A 20164-nucleotide genomic window follows, 5' to 3' on the forward strand; every position below is an offset into this window, starting at 1 on the left:
CTAGGCTCGTGCGCTTTGGTGCCGGGCCGGGGAAGGGCGGGGACGTGCGGCTGTACGGACTGGTGGCGGCCGGGGGATTCCGGCGCTTCGCGACCTATCGACTGGCGACCGCGGCGGGGGTGTTCACCAATACGGTCTTCGGTTTCATTGTGGCGTACACCTATATCGCGCTCTGGGACGAACGGCCCCAACTGGGCGGCTACGACGTCTCGCAGGCGGTCACCTATGTGTGGATCGGCCAGGGGCTCCTGATGACCTGCGCCCTGATGGGCGGCGGCTTCGAGGACGAGCTGGTGGAGCGCATCCGCACCGGCGACATCGCCGTCGACCTCTACCGGCCCGCCGACCTCCAGCTGTGGTGGCTCGCCGCCGACCTGGGCCGGGCCGCCTTCCATCTCCTGGCGCGCGGGGCCGCCCCGCTGGCCGCCGGCGCGCTCGCCTTCGATCTCGCGCTGCCGGGCTCGGTCCTGACCTGGCTCGCCTTCCTGGTCGCCGTGGCGCTCGGGGTGGTGGTGAGCTTCGCGGTCCGCTTCGTGATGGCGCTCTCCGCGTTCTGGCTGATGGACGGCGCGGGGGTGCTCCAGATCAGCTGGCTGGCGGCGCTGTTCTTCTCCGGGATGCTGCTGCCGCTCAATGTCTTTCCCGGGGCGCTGGGCGAGGTGGCCCGGATGCTGCCCTGGTCGTCCCTGCTCCAGGTGCCGGCCGATGTACTGCTCGGCGAGGTCACCGGCTGGGGCCTGGCGCGGGCGTACGCCTTCCAGGCCGGCTGGGCCGCGGTGCTGCTCTGCGCGGGACGGATGCTCCAGACGGTCGCGACACGGAGGGTGGTGGTCCAGGGTGGCTGAGACCGAACAGCTCGGCGGCGCGCTGTACGAGGAGAGGAAGACCGCTCCGTACGGCCCGGCCCTGCCGCGCCCCGCCGCCGGGAACCTGACGAGCGGGGTGCGCGCCTACGGCCTCATCGTGGCGATGTGGATCCGCTCCACCATGACCTACCGCGCGTCCTTCGTGCTGACCACCCTCGCCGCCCTGGTCGCCAGCGCCTTCGACTTCCTGGCGATCCTGCTGATGTTCTCCCATGTGGACTCCCTCGGCGGCTACTCGCTCCCCGAGATCGCCCTGCTGTACGGCACGGTCGGCACCGCCTTCGGTCTCACCGATCTCGCGGTGGGCTCGGTGGAACGCGTGGGCCGCCGGGTCCGCGACGGCACCCTGGACACCCTGCTCGTGCGCCCGGTCCCGGTCCTCGCCCAGATCGCCGCCGACCGGTTCGCGCTGCGCAGGATCGGCCGGGTCGCGCAGGGCGCCGCCGTGCTCGGCTGGGGGCTGGCGACCGCGGACGTCGAGTGGACCGCCGTGAAGATCCTCATGGTGCCGATGACGGTGCTCTGCGGCTCGGCGATCTTCGCGGCGGTCTTCCTGGCGGGCGCCGCGTTCCAGATCGTGGCGCAGGACGCGGCGCAGGTGCAGAACTCCTTCACCTACGGCGGGAGCACACTGCTCCAGTACCCGCCCACGGTCTTCGCCAAAGAACTGGTGCGCGGGGTGACCTTCGCCGTACCGCTGGCCTTTGTCAACTGGCTGCCCGTGCTGTACGTACTGGAGCGGCCCTATCCCATCGACGTGCCGCAGTGGTTCGCCTTCCTGCCACCGGTGGTCGCGGCCGTGTGCTGCGCTCTGGCCGGTCTGGCGTGGCGGGCGGGACTGCGTTCCTACCGGAGTACCGGGAACTGACGACCGGGCCCGCCCGGGAAGGAGCAGGACGACATGGTGGACATCATCGAGGTGGACGGGGTCGAGAAGGTCTTCGACGTACGCCGCCGGGCCGGTCTGCTGCGCCGCGAGAAGCACCGGGTGCGGGCGGTGGACGGGATCGGATTCCGGGTCCGGCGCGGTGAGATGGTCGGCTACATCGGCCCCAACGGAGCCGGGAAGTCCACCACGATCAAGATGCTGACCGGCATCCTCACCCCGAGCGCGGGCCGGTTGCGGGTCGCGGGCATCGACCCGGCGCGCGAGCGCACCCGGCTGGCCCGGCGGATCGGGGTGGTGTTCGGGCAGCGCACCACCCTGTGGTGGGATCTGCCGCTGAAGGACTCCTACCGGCTGATGCACCGGATGTACCGGATCCCCGACGGGCGCTTCCGGGAGAATCTGGACCGCTGTGTCGACCTCCTGGACCTGGGCGAACTCCTGGACGTACCCGTCCGCCAGCTCTCGCTCGGCCAGCGGATGCGCGGCGACATCGCGGCGGCGCTGCTGCACGATCCCGAGGTGCTCTATCTGGACGAGCTGACGATCGGGCTCGATGTGGTCTCCAAGGCGAAGGTGCGCGGATTCCTGCGGGACCTCAACACCCAACAGGGCACCACGATCCTGCTGACCACGCACGACCTGACCGATATCGAACAGCTCTGCCGCCGGGTGATGGTCATCGACCACGGACGGCTGATGTACGACGGGGCGCTCGCGGGCCTGCACGAGGCGGGCGGCAGCGAGCGGATGCTGGTGGTCGACCTGGAGCGGGAACTCCCGCCGGTGGAGACGGAACTCGCCCGCACGGTGAAGGTGGAGGGACCGCGCCAATGGCTGGCCTTTCCGGCGAACCAGTCGGCGGCGCCACTGGTGGCGGCGGTGGCCGAGCGCTATCCGGTGGCGGATCTCTCGGTGCGCGAGCCCGACATCGAGGCGGTGATCGCGAAGATGTACGCGGAGCGCGGCGGCGGGTGACGGACGGGCCCGGGGCACCCGCGCACCCGCTGACTATCCTGGAGACATGAGCGAACTCCCTGAGATGCGGGCCTCCGACAGTGAGCGCGAGCGGGTTGCCGAGCGGCTGCGGGACGCGGTCGCCGAGGGCAGGCTGACGATGGAGGAGTTCGAGGAGCGGCTGGACGCCACCTATCAGGCCCGCACCCACGGTGAGTTGGTCCCCCTGGTCAGGGACCTCCCGGCACCCGGCGGCGGCACCGCCGCGCCCGCACCGCTGTCGTCCGGCCGCTGGGCGGACCGGATCGGCGGTACGGCGACCTCGCGGATGGGGTTCTCCTTCTGGAGCGGCTTCCGGCGCAGGGGCGCCTGGACGGTGCCGAGGGTGTTCAGCGCGTACACGGTGATGGGCGGCGGGGAACTGGATCTGCGCGAGGCCCGGTTCGAGGACGGGGACGTCGTGATCCGCTGCTTCGCGCTCATGGGCGGAATCGAGGTCATCCTGCCTCCGGAGCTGAATGCCCAGGTCACGGGCTTCGCCTTCATGGGCGGCTTCGACGAGAGCGGCGAGGACGAGGAGCCCGACCCGGCGGCGCCCCGGGTGCGGGTCACCGGCTTCGCGCTGATGGCCGGGGTGGATGTGGTGCGCAAGCGCACCAAGGCGGAGAAGCAGCGGCTGAAGGCGGAGCGGGAGCGGGCGAGGCTGGAGCGGGGCAAGGGCGGCGAGACGGCCTGACCCCTGGCGGGCCCTTCTCTCCTCCTCCCGGTGTGTCCCCGCGCTCCCCGGCTCCCGTCCGGCGCATCCCCCCTCCCCTCCCCTCCCCCCATCCCATCCCTGACTTTCCCCTGATGACGGCGGCGGACGGGAACTTACGGGTGCACTCTGGGAGTACCTGAGTCAGGGACAATGCGCAGAGGACGCGCGCGGGCGAGTGGAGCGGATGAATCGCATGACAAGGGATGAGCCGGGCGGCCCGGGGGGTGCCGCTCCCCGGGGGCGCAGGAGCGGGCTTCCCTCCTTCGCGTACACCGAGGCGGACGCGGAGAAGATGCGCGGCGTGCGCCAGATGAAGCTGATCGCGGCCGGGCTGCTGGTGCTCGTCGCGGTGATCTTCGCGCTGGCGACCTGGGCGGAGAAGGCGGGCGCGGGCCCCTGGGCCGGATATGTGGCGGCGGCGGCCGAGGCGGGCATGGTGGGCGCGCTCGCCGACTGGTTCGCCGTCACCGCGCTCTTCCGCCATCCGCTGGGCGTCCCCATCCCCCACACGGCGATCATCCCCAACAAGAAGGACCAGCTCGGTGCCTCCCTCGGCTCCTTCGTCGGGGAGAATTTCCTCTCCGAGGACGTGATCCGGGCCCGGCTGCGGGCCCTGGGCATCGGCGGCCGGCTGGGCGTCTGGCTGGCCGAGCCCGCCCACGCGGACCGGGTCACCTCGGAGCTCTCCACGGCGCTGCGCGGCGCTCTGACCGTGCTGCGGGACTCCGATGTGCAGGCGGTGGTCGGCGAGGCCATCACCCGGCGCGCGGACAGCGCGGAGATCGCCCCGGGGGTCGGCAAGACCCTGGAGAAGGTGGTCGCGGACGGAGCCCACCACCGCGCGGTGGATCTGATCTGCACCCGGGCCCATGACTGGCTGGTCACCCACTCCGTCTCCGTGATGGACGCGGTGGAGGGCGGCGCGCCCGGCTGGACCCCCAGATTCGTGGACCGCAAGGTCGGCGAGCGGGTCTACCGGGAGCTGCTGCGCTTCGTGACCGAGATGCGGGACATGCCGGAGCACCCGGCGCGCGGGGCGATCGACCGCTTCCTCACCGACTTCGCCTCTGACCTCCAGTCGGACACCGAGACCCGGGCCCGTGTGGAGCGGCTGAAGTCGGAGCTGCTGGCCCGTTCGGAGGTACAGGATGTGATCGCCTCCGCCTGGTCCTCCGTCCGCGCCATGATCATCTCGGCGGCCGAGGACGACCGCAGCGAGCTGCGGCTGCGGGCCCGCGCCTCACTGCTGGCCCTGGGCGCCCGGCTGGCGACCGACGGCCGGCTCCAGTCCAAGGTGAACGGCTGGGTGGAGGACGCGGCGGTCTATGTGATGACCACCTACCGCGCCGAGATCACCTCGCTGATCTCGGACACCGTCGCGAGCTGGGACGCCGAGCACACCTCCCGCAAGATCGAGGCGCACATCGGCCGGGACCTCCAGTTCATCCGGATCAACGGCACGGTGGTGGGCGCGCTGGCGGGCCTGCTCATCCACACGGTGGCGCAGGCACTCGGCGGCTGAGCGAGCCCGGCGGGCCGCCGGCCCATCACCGGGCGATGTGCCTTCCCCGCACCCGCGCCCGTCCGGGACCATGCACCATGAACACGGACGGCTGGCACCTCACCGAGGACATCGACGGCTTCCTCACCGCGGCAGGCGCCTTTCTGCGCTCGCGCCCCGCACGGCACATCATGGCGCTGACGATGACCGCGAGGCTGCGCGGCCCCGGGGCGGACAGATACGGCCCCGGGGCCACCGTCTTCGGCCGGCTGGAGCGGGCGGGCGCGGTCGAGGCCGCTTTCTACCGCCTCCCCGCCGGCAGCCTGGGCCTCACCCCGCTCACCCCCGCCCGTGCCGACACCCTCGCCGCCCGGCTGGCCGCCCTCGGCCACTCCCTCCCCCAGGTCAGCGCCGACCACGCCACGGCCACCGCCTTCGCCACCGCCTGGCACCGGCACACCGGCGCGACCCCGACCCTCACCAAGAGCCTCCGCCTCCGCCGCCTGTCCACCCTCACCCCACCAACCCCCTCCCCGCCGGGCCGCCCCCGCGTCGCCGGCGACCAGGACCGGGACCAGGTCATCCGCTGGTGCCAGGGCTTCGCCGACGATGTCGGCGAAGCCGTCTCCATGGACGCCGCCTCGTGGCCCGGCACGCGCTTCGCCGACAAGCGCTACACCTTCTGGGAAACCCCGGACGGCACCCCCGTCTCGATGGCCGGCGCCAACCCGATGATCGACGGCATGGTCCAGGTGGACCCCGTCTACACCCCCTCCCCACTGCGCGGCCGGGGTTACGCCGCCGCGGTGACGGCGGCGGTGACCACGGCCGCCCTGCGCGCGGGCGCGACGGACACCGTCCTCTTCACGGACGCGGCCAACCCGACGAGCAACGCCCTCTACGAGCGCATCGGCTACCGGGTGCTCACCGACTGGTCGGTGTACGCCTTCGAGTACCCGGGAGCGGGCGCCGCCCCGGAAGGCGGCTGAGAGAGCGGGGGTGTGCGCCCTCGCCGAGTACGGGGATGGCTGCCGGCGGCGTACAGAGAGCGCGGTCCGGCCGCGGAACCCGCCTCGGAGACTCAGGTCGAGATTGTCGATTCTGCCCTCAGCGAGATCTGATCGGCAGCTGCTCCGATCATTGCGGTCGACCACATTCCCGGTAACCGCCGCTTCATCGCCCGCTGCGGTCGGTGACCGGGAATGCGCCCCGGTCACCGGGGCTCTCGCCCTCCAGTGTGGGGCAATTGACTAGCTCAGCTTGCCGCAGCCGATCGCGGCAACGAAGTCTGTCCATGCTGGTTCGGCGAGGGTGAGGTGAGGGCCGTGGGGCTTTTTGCTGTCCCGAACTGCGGTACTCAACCCTATGCTGGCGGCCTCCACACATTCAGTGCCGCTGCCTCCGCTGTATGAGGACTTGACCCACTTGATGTCGAATTGACTCATCAAAGCTCCCTGAAAGCTCGGTGGATGTGCGCGATCGATGATTCGATGTCCAGCGCTTGGGCGCGCAAGTACTCGAACGCCACTCGGTAGCGTTCGAGTTCCTGCGGCTTCTCCATGAACAAGCCACCGCCGATGATGTCCACATACACCACGTCGAGCTCTGGGGTCGGACCACCCAGGACCACAAAGCTACCCACTGCCGCCGCGTGTGCTCCGCTGGTGAACGGCAAGATCTGAATCGTGATGTTGGGTGAGTCTGCCAGTGAGGCTAGATGCGCCAACTGCTCCCGCATGACCGAACGCCCACCGACTAGACGATTGGTTACAGCCTCGTCAACCACCGCCCAGATGTGTGGCGGTTGCTGGCGGGTCAGAAGCTCTTGACGCCGCATGCGAATGTCGACCATATGGGCGATCTCTGCATCACTGCACCTTATTTCGCTTGCCCGGTGCACAGCTTCCGCATAGCCATGGGTTTGTAGCAGGCCAGGGACATACATGGCAGCGTAGTGATCCTCACGAACGACCTCATCCTCAAGTGTCAGCATCAGGTTCATCGACTCCGGGATAGGGTCGGCAAGCGACCTCCACCACCCCTGAGTTTTCGCATCCTTGGCAAGCTCGACCAGGGCTTTGCGCTCCTGCTCGGTGGCGCCGTACTCACGGCAGAGTGCCTCCACCACGGGCCACTTGACGCTTCCCTCCTTCGTTTCGTAGCGGCTGAGTGTCGCCTTCGATACTCCGACGCGGGCTCCGGCTTCCTCAAGGGTGAGCTCGTTGCGCTCGCGCAACCTACGAAGGTCGGCACCCAGCTGTCGCCTACGTGTGGTCGGTCCAACTGCCATCTGTCCATGTCTCCCAACTGGTCGCGACGAGCCTGCCACGTACTCGGGTAGAGGATGCAGGGCAGCGTGCGCCAGGGGCGCACGTGGCAACAGTGCGCTCCCTCGAAGCGGTGACGAGAGTTCCATTTTGAGAGTTCCAATGTCACGCTCTGGAGGACACGGAACTGCGTGAAGCAGCTGTCACTGAGGGCCGGAAGGCTTAATCGCATGGACGTTTGCCGAAGTGTGTTGCCCAGGAAGGCATGGGAGTTGGCCTTCCTCGCGGAGCCCAGCGAAGTTGCTGCCCTACGCCGGTTGCTGCGACTGAACCTGATGCGGTGGGGGCTTCCCGTCGTTGTCGACGCAGCCCAACTCTGCGCCTCCGAACTGGTAGCCAATGTGATTGACCATGTTGGACCCGGAACGCCAGCCATCCTTGCAGTCTCATTGCAGGAGACGTATCTCCGCCTTGAGGTGCGTGACCCGGACACTCGATGCCTGCCGGCTCTGCAAACGGCGCAAGACTCTGATGAGGGAGGCCGAGGGATGGCTCTCGTGGATGCGATCGCCGCTGGTCGATGGGGCGTTTCGCTACATGATGGCTTCAAAACGACATGGTGCGAGTTGACTACCGGCCTTACCTCGCCAGACGGCCATGTCAACAGCCCTGGTGTCGCGCGAGCTGAGGCGCTACTTGCTCTCTATGGGGCGGTGCACCCAGTGAGCGCACCGCCCCAGGAAGCCGTCGTGGCGCTAGCCATAGAAGAGTCAGCAGTTGAAGTAATGTCCGACCTTCTTCAGTGGCTTTGCACGCATAGTTGCAATGTTGGTGAAGTGATGGACCGGGCTCAAGTGCGCTGTGACGCCGAACTCGCTTCCGTTACCTTCTAAAAGACATTAGCCCTGCAATCTTGTCCTGATCGGTAAGCTAGCTCACGGCTGTAGCGGCTGAGTATGTCCAAACGTCAGCCGGAATTTCGTGGACCAGTTCCCATGTGATAGCCATCGGTTTGCTTCTCTCATGCCCGATGTACTTGGCCGGCCCAAGAAGCATCCAAGGGTGAGGTCCACCAATATCCGTTGATTTATAGCGACGCACAAAGAGGAAGACATGAGTTCCTTCCTCTTTGTGGTTTTGATACCGAAGCCCCGTGGGTGACGTGCTCGAAGTCTGACGCTGTGATTCCCAATGGAATCTGAACGAGCCCTCCGCGTAATCCTTGTATCGAGTAGTGGGAGAGAAGTCTTTCTCTTCCTTTTCTAGCGTGATGAACAAAGCATCGACGCGGGCGCTCTTGCACCATCGAGCACCTTCGCGAAAATTGTCCGGCATGAACCCGCCGATGAAAGATTCGCCTAGAGCAGCGAGGATTTCCTCCCGATTGTACGAGGCGTGTACGGTGAGTGGCAGATCTGAAAGTTCTCCCGTGAGAGAGATAGGCAAGTGGTCGGCTTTTTCCAGAGTGCGCGCCAATACTGCACGGGCTTCATCTCGAAATGCCTTCTGAGGAAGAAGGTAATCCAAGCCTTCCTGGTATGTCGCGAATTTGCCTTTCGGCCACAAAGTGAAGTAGAGCATTCGCGCGTACGCCTGGCTTTGTTCACTGAGAGTGGTGTAGTTCAGGCCTTCGTCTGAGAGGAAGCTTGCGTAAGCTTTTGCCCGAGCGGGGTCATCCACATACAGGAAGGAGGTCATCCGCTTGAGGAGTTCCCATTCTCCTTCCGGGGCTTTCTGTGGCAAGAGTCTGGCTCTTCTTAGCAGGCGAGTCCAAGAATTTTCACTTCCGCGGTAGAGCTCTTTTAGTTCACGCCCACTTTCTTTCAAATAGCCGGCGAGATTGATGCTTCCGTACCGCTTGACCTCTTCCGTAAGGTGCCTGACATCAACTCTTATTTGGCTGCGAATGTTCTCAATGATCGCTTCCTTGGCTTTTTTCTCAAGGATGATATGGCAGCCTTGCGGAAGGGATGGGAAATCTCGTTCCATGTTGGCAAGGAGGCGTCCGCGGCTGAGGTTAGTGAGCACACGAAATTGCTCTTCAAATCTAAATTCTTTACGGTGCTGCCCGATGAAATCCAGAATCGTCAGTACTGCCTTTGTCTCACTTCGTCGCAGCCCTCGCCCGATCTGCTGAAGAAAAACTGTGGCACTGGACGTTGGGCGCAGTAGAAGAAGAGTATCGACATCAGGAACGTCGAGACCCTCGTTGAACAGGTCGACCGAGAATACAACTTGAATCTCGCCGGATTTAAGGCTATCGAGTGCTGCTTCCCGTGTATGCTGTTTAGTCTCTCCGGAAAGTGCGACGGCTTTGAAGCCTTTACTTCGGAAGAAATCTGCCATGAACTCGGCATGTGCTACTGAAACGCAGAACCCCAAGGCGCGCATGGCAGTTGGTGCGCTTACCTTTTCTTGTACTGCATCGACCACGTGTTGAGCGCGATCGATGTTTCCTGTCAGTGCGTCACTCAACTCTGATGCATCATAGGCGCCTCTTTTCCAGGTGACGGATTTAAGGTCAGTTCCGTCAGAGATCCCGAAATAATGAAATGGGCTCAAGAGCTCATTGTTCAGGGCTTCCCACAAGCGCATTTCTGCTGCAATGCGGCCTTCGAAGAATTCGTCTTGAACATTTTTTCCATCCATTCGCTCCGGTGTTGCCGTCAGGCCGAGGAGCTCCATGGGGGTGAAGTAGTCAATTACTCTTCGATATGTTGGTGAAACGCTGTGGTGGAACTCGTCGATGACGATGACATCAAACTGGTCTGGAGAGAGTTTCTCCAGTTCGCCTTCCTTGAGCGACTGAATGCTTGCGAAAACATTTTTCCATTCTTCGGGGCGCTTTCCGCTATAGAATTCCTCGCCGAATTGTACGTCCCCCAAAATGTCTCGGTACTTGCGCATCGACTGCTGAAGAATCTCCTGCCGATGGGCGATGAAGAGGAGTCGGAGGTTTCTTCCATGTCGCTTTTTTAGCTGCTTGAAGTCAAGCGCAGCCATTACTGTCTTGCCGGTACCCGTTGCGGCAACTAGGAGGTTTCTGTGGCGGTCGTGAACCGTGCGTTCTACTTCAAGCCTTTCGAGCATATCGCGCTGGAAAGGGTAGGGGTGGACGTCCAGTCCAGACAAAGCGATGCGATCTCCTTCGGTGTTGCTTGCGCCATTCCCGGAAATTTGCAGTGCACGGTCCAGGCGGGCGGCATCTCGAATCGGGTCGTAAGACTCAAAAGCTGGATCTCGCCAATAAGAGTCGAAAGTGGTTTCAAATTTCTTCAGTATGGCAGGTGTGGCAACTGATGAAAGTCGAACGTTCCATTCCAAGCCATCTAGGAGGGCAGACCTGGAGAGATTGGAACTTCCGATGTAAGCGGTGTCGTATCCGCTATTCCGGCGAAAGAGCCATGCTTTGGCGTGGAGGCGAGTAGATCGGATTTCGTAGTTGATTTTCACTTGGGCATTGAACCTTTGAACCAATCTGTCCAATGCTCTGCGCTCGGTGGCGCCGATATATGTTGTGGTGATTACGCGAATGGGCACTTGGCGGTCATGGGCGACTTCCAAGGATTTCTCGATTACCCGGAGGCCGTGCCATTTTACGAAGGCGCAGAGTAGGTCGACCCGGTCGGTGGTTTCCAGCTCCGCCCTCAGTTCGAAACCGAGGCTGGGATCTTCGGGTGCGTTGGTGATAAGTCCTGTATCGGAAAGGGGTGTTACTGGACGAATCGCATAAACTCCCTCGGCTTGCTGCTCTGCCACTGCAAGTAGCTGTCTGGGGCCTTCGGCGACCAGATCTATCAATTCTTCGGCGTTGGGTAGCGAACTCATAGAGTTCAGCATGTGGTTGGCTGCTTGAACGCGTTCCTCAGGAGGAAGCGCCTCCAGGACTTGCCTTGCCGTGTTGGCGACATGGCGAGCGAGGATCTGTGCGGACGAGTCAGACCCCACCTCTCCATCGATGGCGTGCAAGATTCCATCCGAACTGAGACTCTTCAACTGGTTCTCTACGCGCAAGGTGATGAGTTGCTCGTAGAGTCCAGCCACTGGTGAGTTCGAATCCGCAACGTCCGTCACTGTGGTTCCCCCTTTGATGCACCTCAGCCGCAGGGTGAGCCGCCGAGGCTTGAGATCTGTCCTACCACGCGGTCCTCAGAGTTGAGCGAATCCGTGACAGTCCCGGTACGCAGGCCGAGGCTCAAGTAGCTTGCGTCGGCCTGCGCGCCGTTGCTGTCGCCTCAGACATTGCGTGCAGGGACACATGCGCTCGCGGCATTCCCGGCACGGGTACGTGGACCCGATAGCGCAGGCCGCCCGCGTGGAGGAGTCTGCGGACGTCCATCTCGCACTTGGTGTCCTGCGACGACTGACGTCGCATGCGCTCGGAGACCCCGGCCGAGGACGGGATCATCGGGGGAATCGCGGCGCTCATCCCGGGATCGGGCCCCCGTGGCAGTCCCGGTACACCGCCCCCGACCCGCACCAGCACGCCGCGCCCCGGGCCGGGGGCCAGGTGGTGGCGCGGCCGCGGGCCGCCAGGGTGGTGGCGTACTGGGGGAGGAGGTCGGCGTTGGCGGGGGAGGACTGCTCGGAGGCGGCGAAGGCCTCGTACGAGGGGACCGTCGCCGTGACGACGCCCAGATTCCCGGTGCCGGTGGAGGACAGATCGCGCAGGGACGCCTCCAGGTCGGTCAGATGGGCCGCGTGGGTCGGGTACTCCGACTCCAGCTCGGGGTAGGCGGCCAGCAGCTCGGTCAGTTCGGGCTCGGGCCAGTGGAGGACCGCCACCGGGAAGGGGCGGGAGAGGGCTGAGCGGTAGGAGCCCAGTTCGGAGCGGAGGCGGGCGATCTCGGCGCGGAGTTCGGCCGGGTTGTCGGAGCCCAGGGCCCACAGGCGGTTCGGGTCGTGGAGTTCGTCCAGGGAGATCGGCGAGCGCGCGGTGTGGCCCTTGTCCGCGAGGGCGTCCCAGTTGTCGTGCGGGCGGCCCAGCAGACGGCGGAGGCGGTGGCGGCCGGTGAGGAGGGACTGGATCTCGTAGGTGATCTCGTCGTCGCCGGAGGGCAGCAGCAGGTTGAGCGCGGTGGTGAAGCAGTCGTGGGACGCCTCCAGCTCGTCGTGCGACTCCAGCGTCTCCGCGATGATCTCCCACGGCGCCGGATCCGCCGGGGCCGCCGCGCGGATGCCGTTGATCAGCGCGCGGGCCTCCGCCTCATGGCCGTACTCCCACAGATTCGCCGCCTGGAACGCCTTCACCAGCAGCGGATGCTCCGGGTCCGACGCCAGCAGACGGTCGTAGAGCGTGGAGGCGCGTTCGCGGTCGCCGGCCAGTTCGAGGTGGGCCGCGGACTGCAACAGCAGCGGCTCGTTGTCCTCGGGGTACTGGGCGGCGGTACGCAGCAAACGCTCGGCTTCGGCGATGTGGTCGGCAGGCGTGTCGGGGCGCATGGTGGACACCGTACTGCCGTCACCCCACCTGCCGGGATGGGCCGGTGAGCTTCCTTGGAACGCGGGGATCCGGCGGCCCGCCTCCGGGGCGGGAGCGTGCTCCCCGGGGGGATGTCGCACACTCCTGCTATAAAAGTGAGCAGGTTCGTTGTCAGTGGACGGTGAGGGGGGACGCATGGAGCTCCGGTCGCTGCGGCCCGCCGCCCTCGCCCTGCTGATCGTGTTCGAGCTGCTGCTCCTCGACGGCAACAGCCTCACCGCCGCCGTCGCGCTCGCCGCCGCGGCCACCGCCGCCGCCGGTTCCGCGCTCGTCGTCTGCGCCGTCATCAGCGCGCGCTGTGCCCCCGCCGTACCGCGCACCCGGGTCCGCACCGCCATCCGCGACCGCGAGAAACGCACCGCCTTCCTGCCCCAGCGCGATCCCGACGCCCGCGGCCGCACCCGGCCCAGGGCGCCCGGCGCCGTCCTTCCGACGGCCGCTTAGGGGTACCGGAACACACTCACGCCGTACCCCTCGCGGGTCGTCATGCCGACATCGCTTCATCTCCCGGCACGACGAGACCCCCGGAGGGCTCACCCATGTCCGTTTTCGCCACACTGGTCGAGCGGTTGGCCGATCTGCTCCAGCCGTTCTTCGCGACCTCCGCCACGGCCGCCGCGATCATCGCCTTCACCGCGCTGGTGCGCCTCGCCATCCATCCGCTCTCCCGCGCCGCCGCCCGCGGCCAGAAGGCCGGCGCCCGGCTCGCGCCCCAGGTCGCGGCCGTCCGCGAGAAGCACGCCAAGAACCCTGAGCGGATGCGGAAGGCGCTGATGGAGCTGTACGCCAGGGAGAAGACGTCCCCCTTCTCCGGCTGCCTCCCGAGCCTGTTCCAGCTGCCCGCCTTCTTCCTGATGTATCACCTCTTCTCCAGCTCCGGCATCGGCGGCGAGCCCAATGAGCTGCTCGCCCACACCCTGTTCGCCGCCCCGCTCGGCGGGCGCTGGACCGACGTCCTGGGCGACGGAGGGGTGTTCGGCGGGGCCGGGCAGGTCTATCTCGTACTCTTCGCGATCGTCACCGCCGTCGCCGTCTTCACCTACCGGATGACCCGGAGCCGGCTCGCCGCCAACCCGCTGCCCGCCGCCGGCCCGCCCGGGATGGCGGCGATGACCAAGTTCCTGCCGCTGCTCTCCTTCGGCACCCTGATCACCGTGGCCGTGGTGCCGCTCGCCGCCGCGCTCTACATCGTCACCAGCACCGCCTGGTCGGCCGCCGAACGTTTTTTCCTCTACCGCGACATGCCCGCGGCCGGGGCGCTCGCCAACCCGCTCTGACCCGGAGCGGCCTTGCGCGGTGATCGCCGTCTGCTGGAGCATCGGACCGGCCGCCCGGCGTCCCGGAGTCGCGGGAGAGGGAGGGCCGGACGGCCGGATGCGATCAGGGAGACCGATCATGAAGCTGCTGCGCGTCGGACCGGTGGGCCGGGAGCGTCCCGTCCTGCTCGACCGGGACGGGACGACCCTGCGCGATCTCTCCGGACTGATCGCGGACATCGACGGGAAGCTCCTCGCCGACGCCACCGCGCTGCGCCGGATCCGTACCGCCGCCGCGGCCGGTGACCTGCCCGTGCTCTCCGCCGACGGGGTACGGGTGGGGCCGCCCGTGGCCCGGATCGGGAAGATCGTCTGCATCGGGCTGAACTACCACGACCACGCCGCCGAGACGGGTGCCGCCCCGCCCGCCGAGCCGGTGGTCTTCCTCAAGGCCGCCGACACGGTGGTCGGCCCCTATGACACCGTCCTGGTGCCGAGAGGCAGCCGGAAGACCGACTGGGAGGTCGAGCTGGCCGTGGTCGTCGGACGCACCGCCCGCTATCTCACCGACGACGAGGACCCGCTGGAGTATGTCGCGGGGTACGCGGTCTCGCACGATGTCTCCGAGCGCGAATTCCAGCTCGAACGCGGCGGCACCTGGGACAAGGGCAAGAACTGCGAGACCTTCAACCCGCTCGGGCCCTGGCTGGTCACCGCGGACGAGATCCCCGACCCGCAGGCGCTCCGGCTCACCCTGCGGGTCAACGGAGAGCTGAAGCAGGACGGCACCACCGCCGGCCAGATCTTCCCGGTGCGCGAGATCGTCCGGTACGTCAGCCGCTTCATGACGCTCCACCCGGGCGATGTCATCAACACCGGCACCCCGGCGGGCGTCGCCCTCGGCCGGCCCGATCCCCAGCCGTTTCTGCGCGCCGGGGACGTGGTGGAACTCTCCGTCACCGGGCTGGGACGCCAGCGGCAGGAGCTCAGAGACGCCTGAGAGCGGTACGGGGGCGAGGGGTCAGGCCGGCGCGACCGTGACGCCCTCGCGGGCCGAGCGGCGCGCCGCCTCCAGGACGTCCAGCGCCCGGGCCGCCTCCTCCGCCGTGACCGGCGGGGGAGAGCCGTCGCGCAGGGACCGGGCCACCGCCGCGTAGTACGCCGGATAGTCCCCCGGCACCGTCTCGACCGGCCGCCCGCCGCCCGTCAGCGGTGACTCCCCGGAGCCGAGCCGGCCCCAGAAGGACTCCTCCTCCACCCCCCACTCCACCTCCGGATCCCCCGGGCGGCGGCCCTCCCGCAGCGCCGCCTCCTGCGGATCCAGCCCGTACTTCACATATCCGGCGCTGCTGCCGAGCACCCGGAACCGGGGGCCGAGCTGGGCCGCCGCTGAGCTCATGGAGAGATGGGAGCGGACACTGTTCGCATGCGTCAGCGCGATGAAGGTGTCGTCGTCGGCCTCCGCGCCCGGACGGCGCACATCCGCCTCCGCGTACACCCGGGTCACCGGGCCGAAGAGGGTCAGCGCCTGGTCCACCAGATGGCTGCCGAGGTCGTACAGCAGCCCGCCGATCTCCTGCGGGTCGCCGGATTCCCGCCAGCCGCCCTTCAGCTGGGGCCGCCACCGCTCGAACCGCGACTCGAAGCGCTGGATCCGGCCCAGCTCGCCCTCGGCGATCACCCGGGTGAGGGTGCGGAAGTCACTGTCCCAGCGGCGGTTCTGGAAGACCGAGAGAAAGAGCCCGCGGTCATCGGCGAACGCGCCCAGGGACCTGGCCTCGGCGGCCGTCGCCGCGAGCGGCTTGTCCACGACCACCGCGCGGCCGGCCCGCAGCGCGGCCATGGCGAGCGGGACATGGGTCTTGTTCGGGGAGGCGATCACCACCAGATCGATACCGGCCGGGTGGTCCCACAGCTCCGCCGGATCGGCGGCGAACCGGGCCCCCGGGAATTCGGCCGCGGCCCGCTCCCGGCGCTCCGGGTTCGCCGTGACGACGGTGTCGAGCACGAGCCCCTCGGTGGCGGCGATCAGCGGGGCGTGGAAGACGGAGCCCGCGACGCCGTACCCGATCAGTCCCACCCGCAGGGGGGTCTGTCCGCCCGGGCCCGCTTCCCTGTCAGCGCTCATGTCCGCCATGGTCTCGCACCGCCCGGGGGAGCGCGGCCCGGAAGCCCCGGCGGGCACGGCACGGAACCGTCCCGGCGAGCGCGGTGCGGAATCGTCCCGGCGAGCGCGGTGCGGAATCGTCCCGGCGGGTACGGCCCGGAAGCCCCGGCGGGTACGGCCCGGAACCGTCCCGGGGAACGCGGCCCGGAGGCACCGGCACGCGGTGGCCGCCGTCCGCACCCCGGCCGGGCCGGAAATACGCTGATGGGGCGGGATTGCGCGGCTGTTCGGGGCCCGCCCGGCGCGGCGCCGGGACGACGGGCCCCGGCGGGGAAGGGTCATCACACCGGTTGTCCCGCACGAGCAGCAAAGGCCACCCCCTCCATGCGACTGCGCAATGCCCTCGCCACCGGCGTCATCGCAGCCACCGCCGCCCTTCTCCCGCTGCCCGCCCTCGCCGCCGACGACAGCCGGCAGCCCCGCTGCGGCACTCTCTCCGGCAAGGATTTCCCCATCGACACCCGGATCCTCGGCGTCCCCTCCGTCCACCGTCCGGGCGCCGGTTTCGCCGAGTGGTCGGTGGAGCTCACCAACACCACGGACCGCGTCTGCCGCAATATCCACCCCGTGATCGTCTTCGCGCCCCGGGACAGCGGTCTGACCCCCGCGAACCTCGCGGTGGAGTTCCACGACGGCACCGCCGCCCGCTGGCGGCCCACCGAACCGGAGACCACCAGCGAGGACGAGGTGGTGGTGGTTCTGGACGATGTGCGCGAGCGGGGGACGAGCGGTGTCACCGTACGGGGCCGGGCGACCGTGACCGTACGGGTGCGGGTCGCGCTCGCCGAGGGGACCCCGGCGAACGAGGTGACCGTCAACGCCGCGATCGTCCAGCGGCGCGGCGGCGACGGCGACTGGGTCGGCGCATCCGGCGAACACCGCTTCACCGTCCCCGGAGACGGGGGCGGCGGGGCGGACGGCGGCACCGGGACGCCGGACGGCCGGGACGAACTCGCCACCACCGGCACCGCCTCACTGCCCCGGCTCGGCGCCGCCCTCGGCACCGTACTGCTCGGTGCCGGCGCCCTCTTCCTGGTCTCCCGGAGGCTGCGTCCGCCCGGCCGCTGAACCGCCGCCGTCTCCTCGGAGGCGAACCGAACACCGCACCACAAACGGTGCAGGCGATACGCCATTAGGCTATTGGTGTCGGGGTGACACAGAGCCGTGCCTCCGGCGTCCAGCTCACCGCGTCCCGCACGCCGCCGCATGGCAGGAGTCCCCTTGATGGCAGAGCGCAAGCCGATCGAATCCTGGCTCACCGATATGGACGGTGTCCTCATCCATGAAGGTGTGCCGATCCCGGGTGCCGATGCCTTCCTCAGCAGGCTCCGGGAGACCGGCAAGCCCTTCCTCGTGCTGACCAACAACTCCATCTACACCGCCCGCGACCTGCATGCACGGCTCGACCGCATGGGTCTGCACGTGCCGGTGGAGAACATCTGGACCTCCGCGCTCGCCACCGCGCAGTTCCTGGACGACCAGCGGCCCGGCGGCACGGCGTATGTCATCGGCGAGGCCGGTCTCACCACCGCCCTGCACGACATCGGCTATGTCCTCACCGACCACTCGCCCGACTATGTGGTGCTCGGCGAGACCCGTACCTACAGCTTCGAGGCGCTGACCAAGGCGATCCGGCTGATCAACGGCGGCGCGCGGTTCATCTGCACCAACCCCGACGAGACCGGTCCCTCCACGGAGGGGCCGCTGCCCGCCGCCGGTTCGGTCGCCGCGCTCATCACCAAGGCCACCGGCAAGGACCCGTACTTCGCGGGCAAGCCGAACCCGCTGATGATGCGCACCGGGCTGAACGCCATCGGCGCGCACTCCGAGACCAGCGCCATGATCGGCGACCGGATGGACACGGATGTACTGGCCGGTCTGGAGGCGGGGATGGAGACCTTCCTCGTACTGACCGGGGTGACCACCTCCACCGACATGGACCGCTATCCGTTCCGGCCGTCCAGCGTCGTCGACTCCATCGCCGATCTCGTCGAGCGGATCTGACCTCCGCCGGGCTCCGGCCGGCCCCCGTCCCCGTCACTCCGACGGCTGTGGAAACACGCCGACGGGAGCGGAAGGGCGGGGGCCGGCCCGTTCTGCGGATGCGGGAAGGCGCCCCGCGCGTGAACCTTTCGGTATCAGGAGGTTCACCATGCGTCCAAGGCCGATCGCTCTCCGTACCGCCCGAATGGCGACCCTGCTCGCCACCGCCACCGCGCCCGCCGTGCTGGTCCTCGCACCGGCGGCCGGTGCGGTGCCGGCCCATGACTCCGTGACCGTCACCGCCTATCCGGCCGACGCCCGCCCCGGCGACGAGGCCGAGGTCCGGGTGCAGGGGTGTGCCGGCGGCAGGGGTACGGCGAGATCCAAGGCGTTCGACGCGGACGCGGACCTGGCCGGGCAGGGCGGCCGGGAGCGCGCGGACGGCTCGGCGGATGAACGTTCCGGCTCCGGACGTGACGGACGAGACGGCCGTGACGCCGGCGGCGACAGCGGCGACCGGGTGCTCATCGGCACCACCACCCTGAAATCGCGGGTCGGCCCCGGCACCTACGACATCACCGTCCGCTGCGACGGCCACGACCACCGCGCCTCCGGCACCATCCGGATCGCCAAGGACCAGCCCGCCCGCCGGGACGGCGGCGAACCGACCCCCGTCGCCCCCGTACGGGCCGGCGGCGGCGGTACGGCGCCCCTGGCCCACGCGCCGGCCGGCCGGCCGCAATCCGACGCCCACTCCGATTCCGGCGACGGCCGGAGCGCGGAGAGCGCCGGTCCCGGCACCCCGCACACCGTCATCGGCCTGGTGCTGGCCGGGGTCGCCGCCGTCGCCGTCGCCGTGCGCAGCTCACGCCGCCGCCGGCCCGGCTCCGACTGAGATGTCCGGCACCGACCACCCGCCGGCCGGAGACGCGGGACGCGCGGAGGAAGCGGGAAGCACCGGGGAAACCCGAGCGGCCGGAGAGACAGGGCGGAGCACCCGGCCCCCCGGCGGCGGACGGCTCCTCACCGGGGTCGCCTGGGCCGTACTCCTGCTCGGGCTCTGGGTCTGGGGGCGTGAGGTCGCGGGCGGTCCCGGCGGCAGCTCCGCCCCCACCACCGGCGATGTCGCCGCCGTCGGCCGCCCGCTCGGAGTGCCGCTGCCGCCCGCCCACCACCCCGTCGCCCCCTCCCGGCCGCACCGGATCGAGGTCCCGTCCATAGGCGTCGCCGCGCCCGTCGTCCCGCGCGGGCTGGACGCCACCGGGGCGGTCGACCCGCCGCCGTACGCCTCCCCGGGCACGGTCGGCTGGTACGGCGGCGGTACGCGGCCGGGCGCGGCCGGCCCGTCCCTGCTGGTCGGCCATGTGGACACGGAGACCGACCGCGCCGTCTTCTACGGACTGAGCGCGGCCCGCCCCGGCGCCGAGATCCGGGTGACCCGGGCCGACGGCTCGGTCGCCGAGTTCACCATCGACGACGTCCGGGTCTTCACCCGGGAGCGGTTCGACCCGCGCGAGGTCTACGGGCCGCGCCGCGCCGGGCGGGCCGAGCTGCGGCTGATCACCTGTGGCGGCACCTTCGACCGGGCGACCGGCAGTTACAGCGCCAATGTGGTCGTCTCCGCGTATCTGACCGGGCACCAGGCGGCGAGGGGTTCCTAGGCCGTCTCTTTCGGATCTTGCTGGGCTCGCGTGCCCTGGCACCGCGCCTCGCCGCGTTGTCGTCAATCACCAATGGCCCCCTATGCCCTGCGGGCATGGGTGGGGGTCCCTCCGGCGAAGCCAGGGGGCGTGCCCCCACCGCAGTGGCTCAATCCTCCGCCTTGCGATCCACGGCACCAGACCCTCCCCCTACGCCCGAAGGGCGTGGGAGGTGCCCCCACTCCCTGATCCAGCCTGATCCGAAAGAAACTACCTAGCTGTATTGACCACGAGCGTTGTTGACGCTGGTTGGGTCTTGATCATGACGAAGACCTCCGGTGTGGTGAAGGTGTCTAAGCTGCACTGCACACGGAGGTCTTCGTGTCCCACCGTAATGCCCGT

General features: G+C 68.2%; 19 protein-coding genes. 14 read left to right on the top strand and 5 right to left on the bottom strand.

Features of this window, described 5'->3' with window-relative positions; translation table 11 throughout:
- Nucleotides 1-44 precede the first annotated feature (44 nt).
- The 6 genes from AAFN69_RS30735 (at nt 45) to AAFN69_RS30760 (ending at nt 5956) form a co-directional block, all read left to right on the top strand.
- Complete coding sequence (locus AAFN69_RS30735; protein ID WP_347732153.1) at nt 45-845, top strand: ABC-2 family transporter protein; 801 nt, start codon at nt 45-47, stop codon at nt 843-845.
- Nucleotides 838-1734: an ABC transporter permease gene (locus AAFN69_RS30740; RefSeq protein ID WP_347732154.1), complete on the top strand. Its 897-nt coding sequence runs from the start codon at nt 838-840 to the stop codon at nt 1732-1734. Before AAFN69_RS30735 ends, AAFN69_RS30740 begins: the two co-directional genes overlap by 8 nt.
- Before the next feature lie 33 nt (nt 1735-1767).
- A complete protein-coding gene (locus tag AAFN69_RS30745) occupies nt 1768-2730 on the top strand; it encodes an ATP-binding cassette domain-containing protein (protein ID WP_347732155.1) in 963 nt (320 codons plus the stop codon).
- Between the two features lie 46 nt (nt 2731-2776).
- Nucleotides 2777-3445, top strand: coding sequence for a DUF1707 domain-containing protein (locus AAFN69_RS30750; protein ID WP_347732156.1), 669 nt, complete (start codon nt 2777-2779; stop codon nt 3443-3445).
- Between the two features lie 214 nt (nt 3446-3659).
- A complete protein-coding gene (locus AAFN69_RS30755; RefSeq protein WP_347732157.1) occupies nt 3660-4988 on the top strand; it encodes a DUF445 domain-containing protein in 1329 nt (442 codons plus the stop codon).
- Nucleotides 4989-5065: 77 nt separating this feature from the next.
- Entirely contained in the window at nt 5066-5956 is an 891-nt protein-coding gene (locus tag AAFN69_RS30760; protein ID WP_347732158.1) for a GNAT family N-acetyltransferase, read from the top strand.
- A 261-nt stretch (nt 5957-6217) separates the two neighbouring features.
- Here AAFN69_RS30760 and AAFN69_RS30765 read toward each other — a convergent pair whose 3' ends face one another.
- A complete protein-coding gene (locus AAFN69_RS30765) occupies nt 6218-6412 on the bottom strand; it encodes a DUF397 domain-containing protein (RefSeq protein WP_347732159.1) in 195 nt (64 codons plus the stop codon).
- Nucleotides 6412-7257, bottom strand: coding sequence for a helix-turn-helix transcriptional regulator (locus tag AAFN69_RS30770; RefSeq protein WP_347732160.1), 846 nt, complete (start codon nt 7255-7257; stop codon nt 6412-6414). Before AAFN69_RS30770 ends, AAFN69_RS30765 begins: the two co-directional genes overlap by 1 nt.
- Nucleotides 7258-7464: 207 nt before the next feature.
- Between AAFN69_RS30770 and AAFN69_RS30775 the strand changes: the two genes are divergently transcribed.
- Nucleotides 7465-8127 carry an ATP-binding protein gene (locus tag AAFN69_RS30775; protein ID WP_347732179.1) on the top strand — a complete coding sequence of 221 codons (663 nt, stop codon included), beginning with the start codon at nt 7465-7467 and terminating at the stop codon, nt 8125-8127.
- A 37-nt stretch (nt 8128-8164) separates the two neighbouring features.
- On the opposite strand, the gene AAFN69_RS30780 is transcribed toward AAFN69_RS30775, so the two are convergent.
- Both AAFN69_RS30780 and AAFN69_RS30785 read right to left on the bottom strand, forming a co-directional pair.
- Nucleotides 8165-11308, bottom strand: a complete 3144-nt coding sequence (locus AAFN69_RS30780) for a DUF3427 domain-containing protein (protein ID WP_347732161.1) — start codon at nt 11306-11308, stop codon at nt 8165-8167.
- Between the two features lie 351 nt (nt 11309-11659).
- Complete coding sequence (locus tag AAFN69_RS30785; RefSeq protein WP_347732162.1) at nt 11660-12676, bottom strand: SEC-C domain-containing protein; 1017 nt, start codon at nt 12674-12676, stop codon at nt 11660-11662.
- Between the two features lie 175 nt (nt 12677-12851).
- Here AAFN69_RS30785 and AAFN69_RS30790 point away from each other — a divergent pair, with 175 nt between their 5' ends.
- The 3 genes from AAFN69_RS30790 (at nt 12852) to AAFN69_RS30800 (ending at nt 14972) form a co-directional block, all read left to right on the top strand.
- On the top strand, nt 12852-13160 hold the full coding sequence (locus tag AAFN69_RS30790) for a DUF6412 domain-containing protein (protein WP_347732163.1): 309 nt from the start codon (nt 12852-12854) through the stop codon (nt 13158-13160).
- 95 nt (nt 13161-13255) lie between these two features.
- A complete protein-coding gene (gene yidC, locus AAFN69_RS30795; RefSeq protein ID WP_347732164.1) occupies nt 13256-13993 on the top strand; it encodes a membrane protein insertase YidC in 738 nt (245 codons plus the stop codon).
- Nucleotides 13994-14111: 118 nt separating this feature from the next.
- On the top strand, nt 14112-14972 hold the full coding sequence (locus AAFN69_RS30800; protein ID WP_347732165.1) for a fumarylacetoacetate hydrolase family protein: 861 nt from the start codon (nt 14112-14114) through the stop codon (nt 14970-14972).
- Between the two features lie 21 nt (nt 14973-14993).
- On the opposite strand, the gene AAFN69_RS30805 is transcribed toward AAFN69_RS30800, so the two are convergent.
- Entirely contained in the window at nt 14994-16100 is a 1107-nt protein-coding gene (locus AAFN69_RS30805; protein ID WP_347732166.1) for a Gfo/Idh/MocA family oxidoreductase, read from the bottom strand.
- A 363-nt stretch (nt 16101-16463) separates the two neighbouring features.
- Here AAFN69_RS30805 and AAFN69_RS30810 point away from each other — a divergent pair, with 363 nt between their 5' ends.
- From AAFN69_RS30810 to AAFN69_RS30825, 4 genes are all read left to right on the top strand, one after another.
- Nucleotides 16464-17207, top strand: coding sequence for a hypothetical protein (locus tag AAFN69_RS30810; RefSeq protein WP_347732167.1), 744 nt, complete (start codon nt 16464-16466; stop codon nt 17205-17207).
- A 156-nt stretch (nt 17208-17363) separates the two neighbouring features.
- Complete coding sequence (locus tag AAFN69_RS30815) at nt 17364-18143, top strand: HAD-IIA family hydrolase (RefSeq protein ID WP_347732168.1); 780 nt, start codon at nt 17364-17366, stop codon at nt 18141-18143.
- 148 nt (nt 18144-18291) lie between these two features.
- The gene (locus tag AAFN69_RS30820; protein ID WP_347732169.1) at nt 18292-19017 is read left to right on the top strand and encodes a hypothetical protein; all 726 of its coding nucleotides are present in this window, start codon (nt 18292-18294) and stop codon (nt 19015-19017) included.
- A gap of 1 nt (nt 19018) precedes the next feature.
- The gene (locus tag AAFN69_RS30825; protein ID WP_347732170.1) at nt 19019-19783 is read left to right on the top strand and encodes a class F sortase; all 765 of its coding nucleotides are present in this window, start codon (nt 19019-19021) and stop codon (nt 19781-19783) included.
- Nucleotides 19784-20164 lie beyond the last annotated feature (381 nt).

Source organism: Streptomyces sp. CAU 1734 (assembly GCF_039888735.1).
GTDB lineage: Bacteria > Actinomycetota > Actinomycetes > Streptomycetales > Streptomycetaceae > Streptomyces.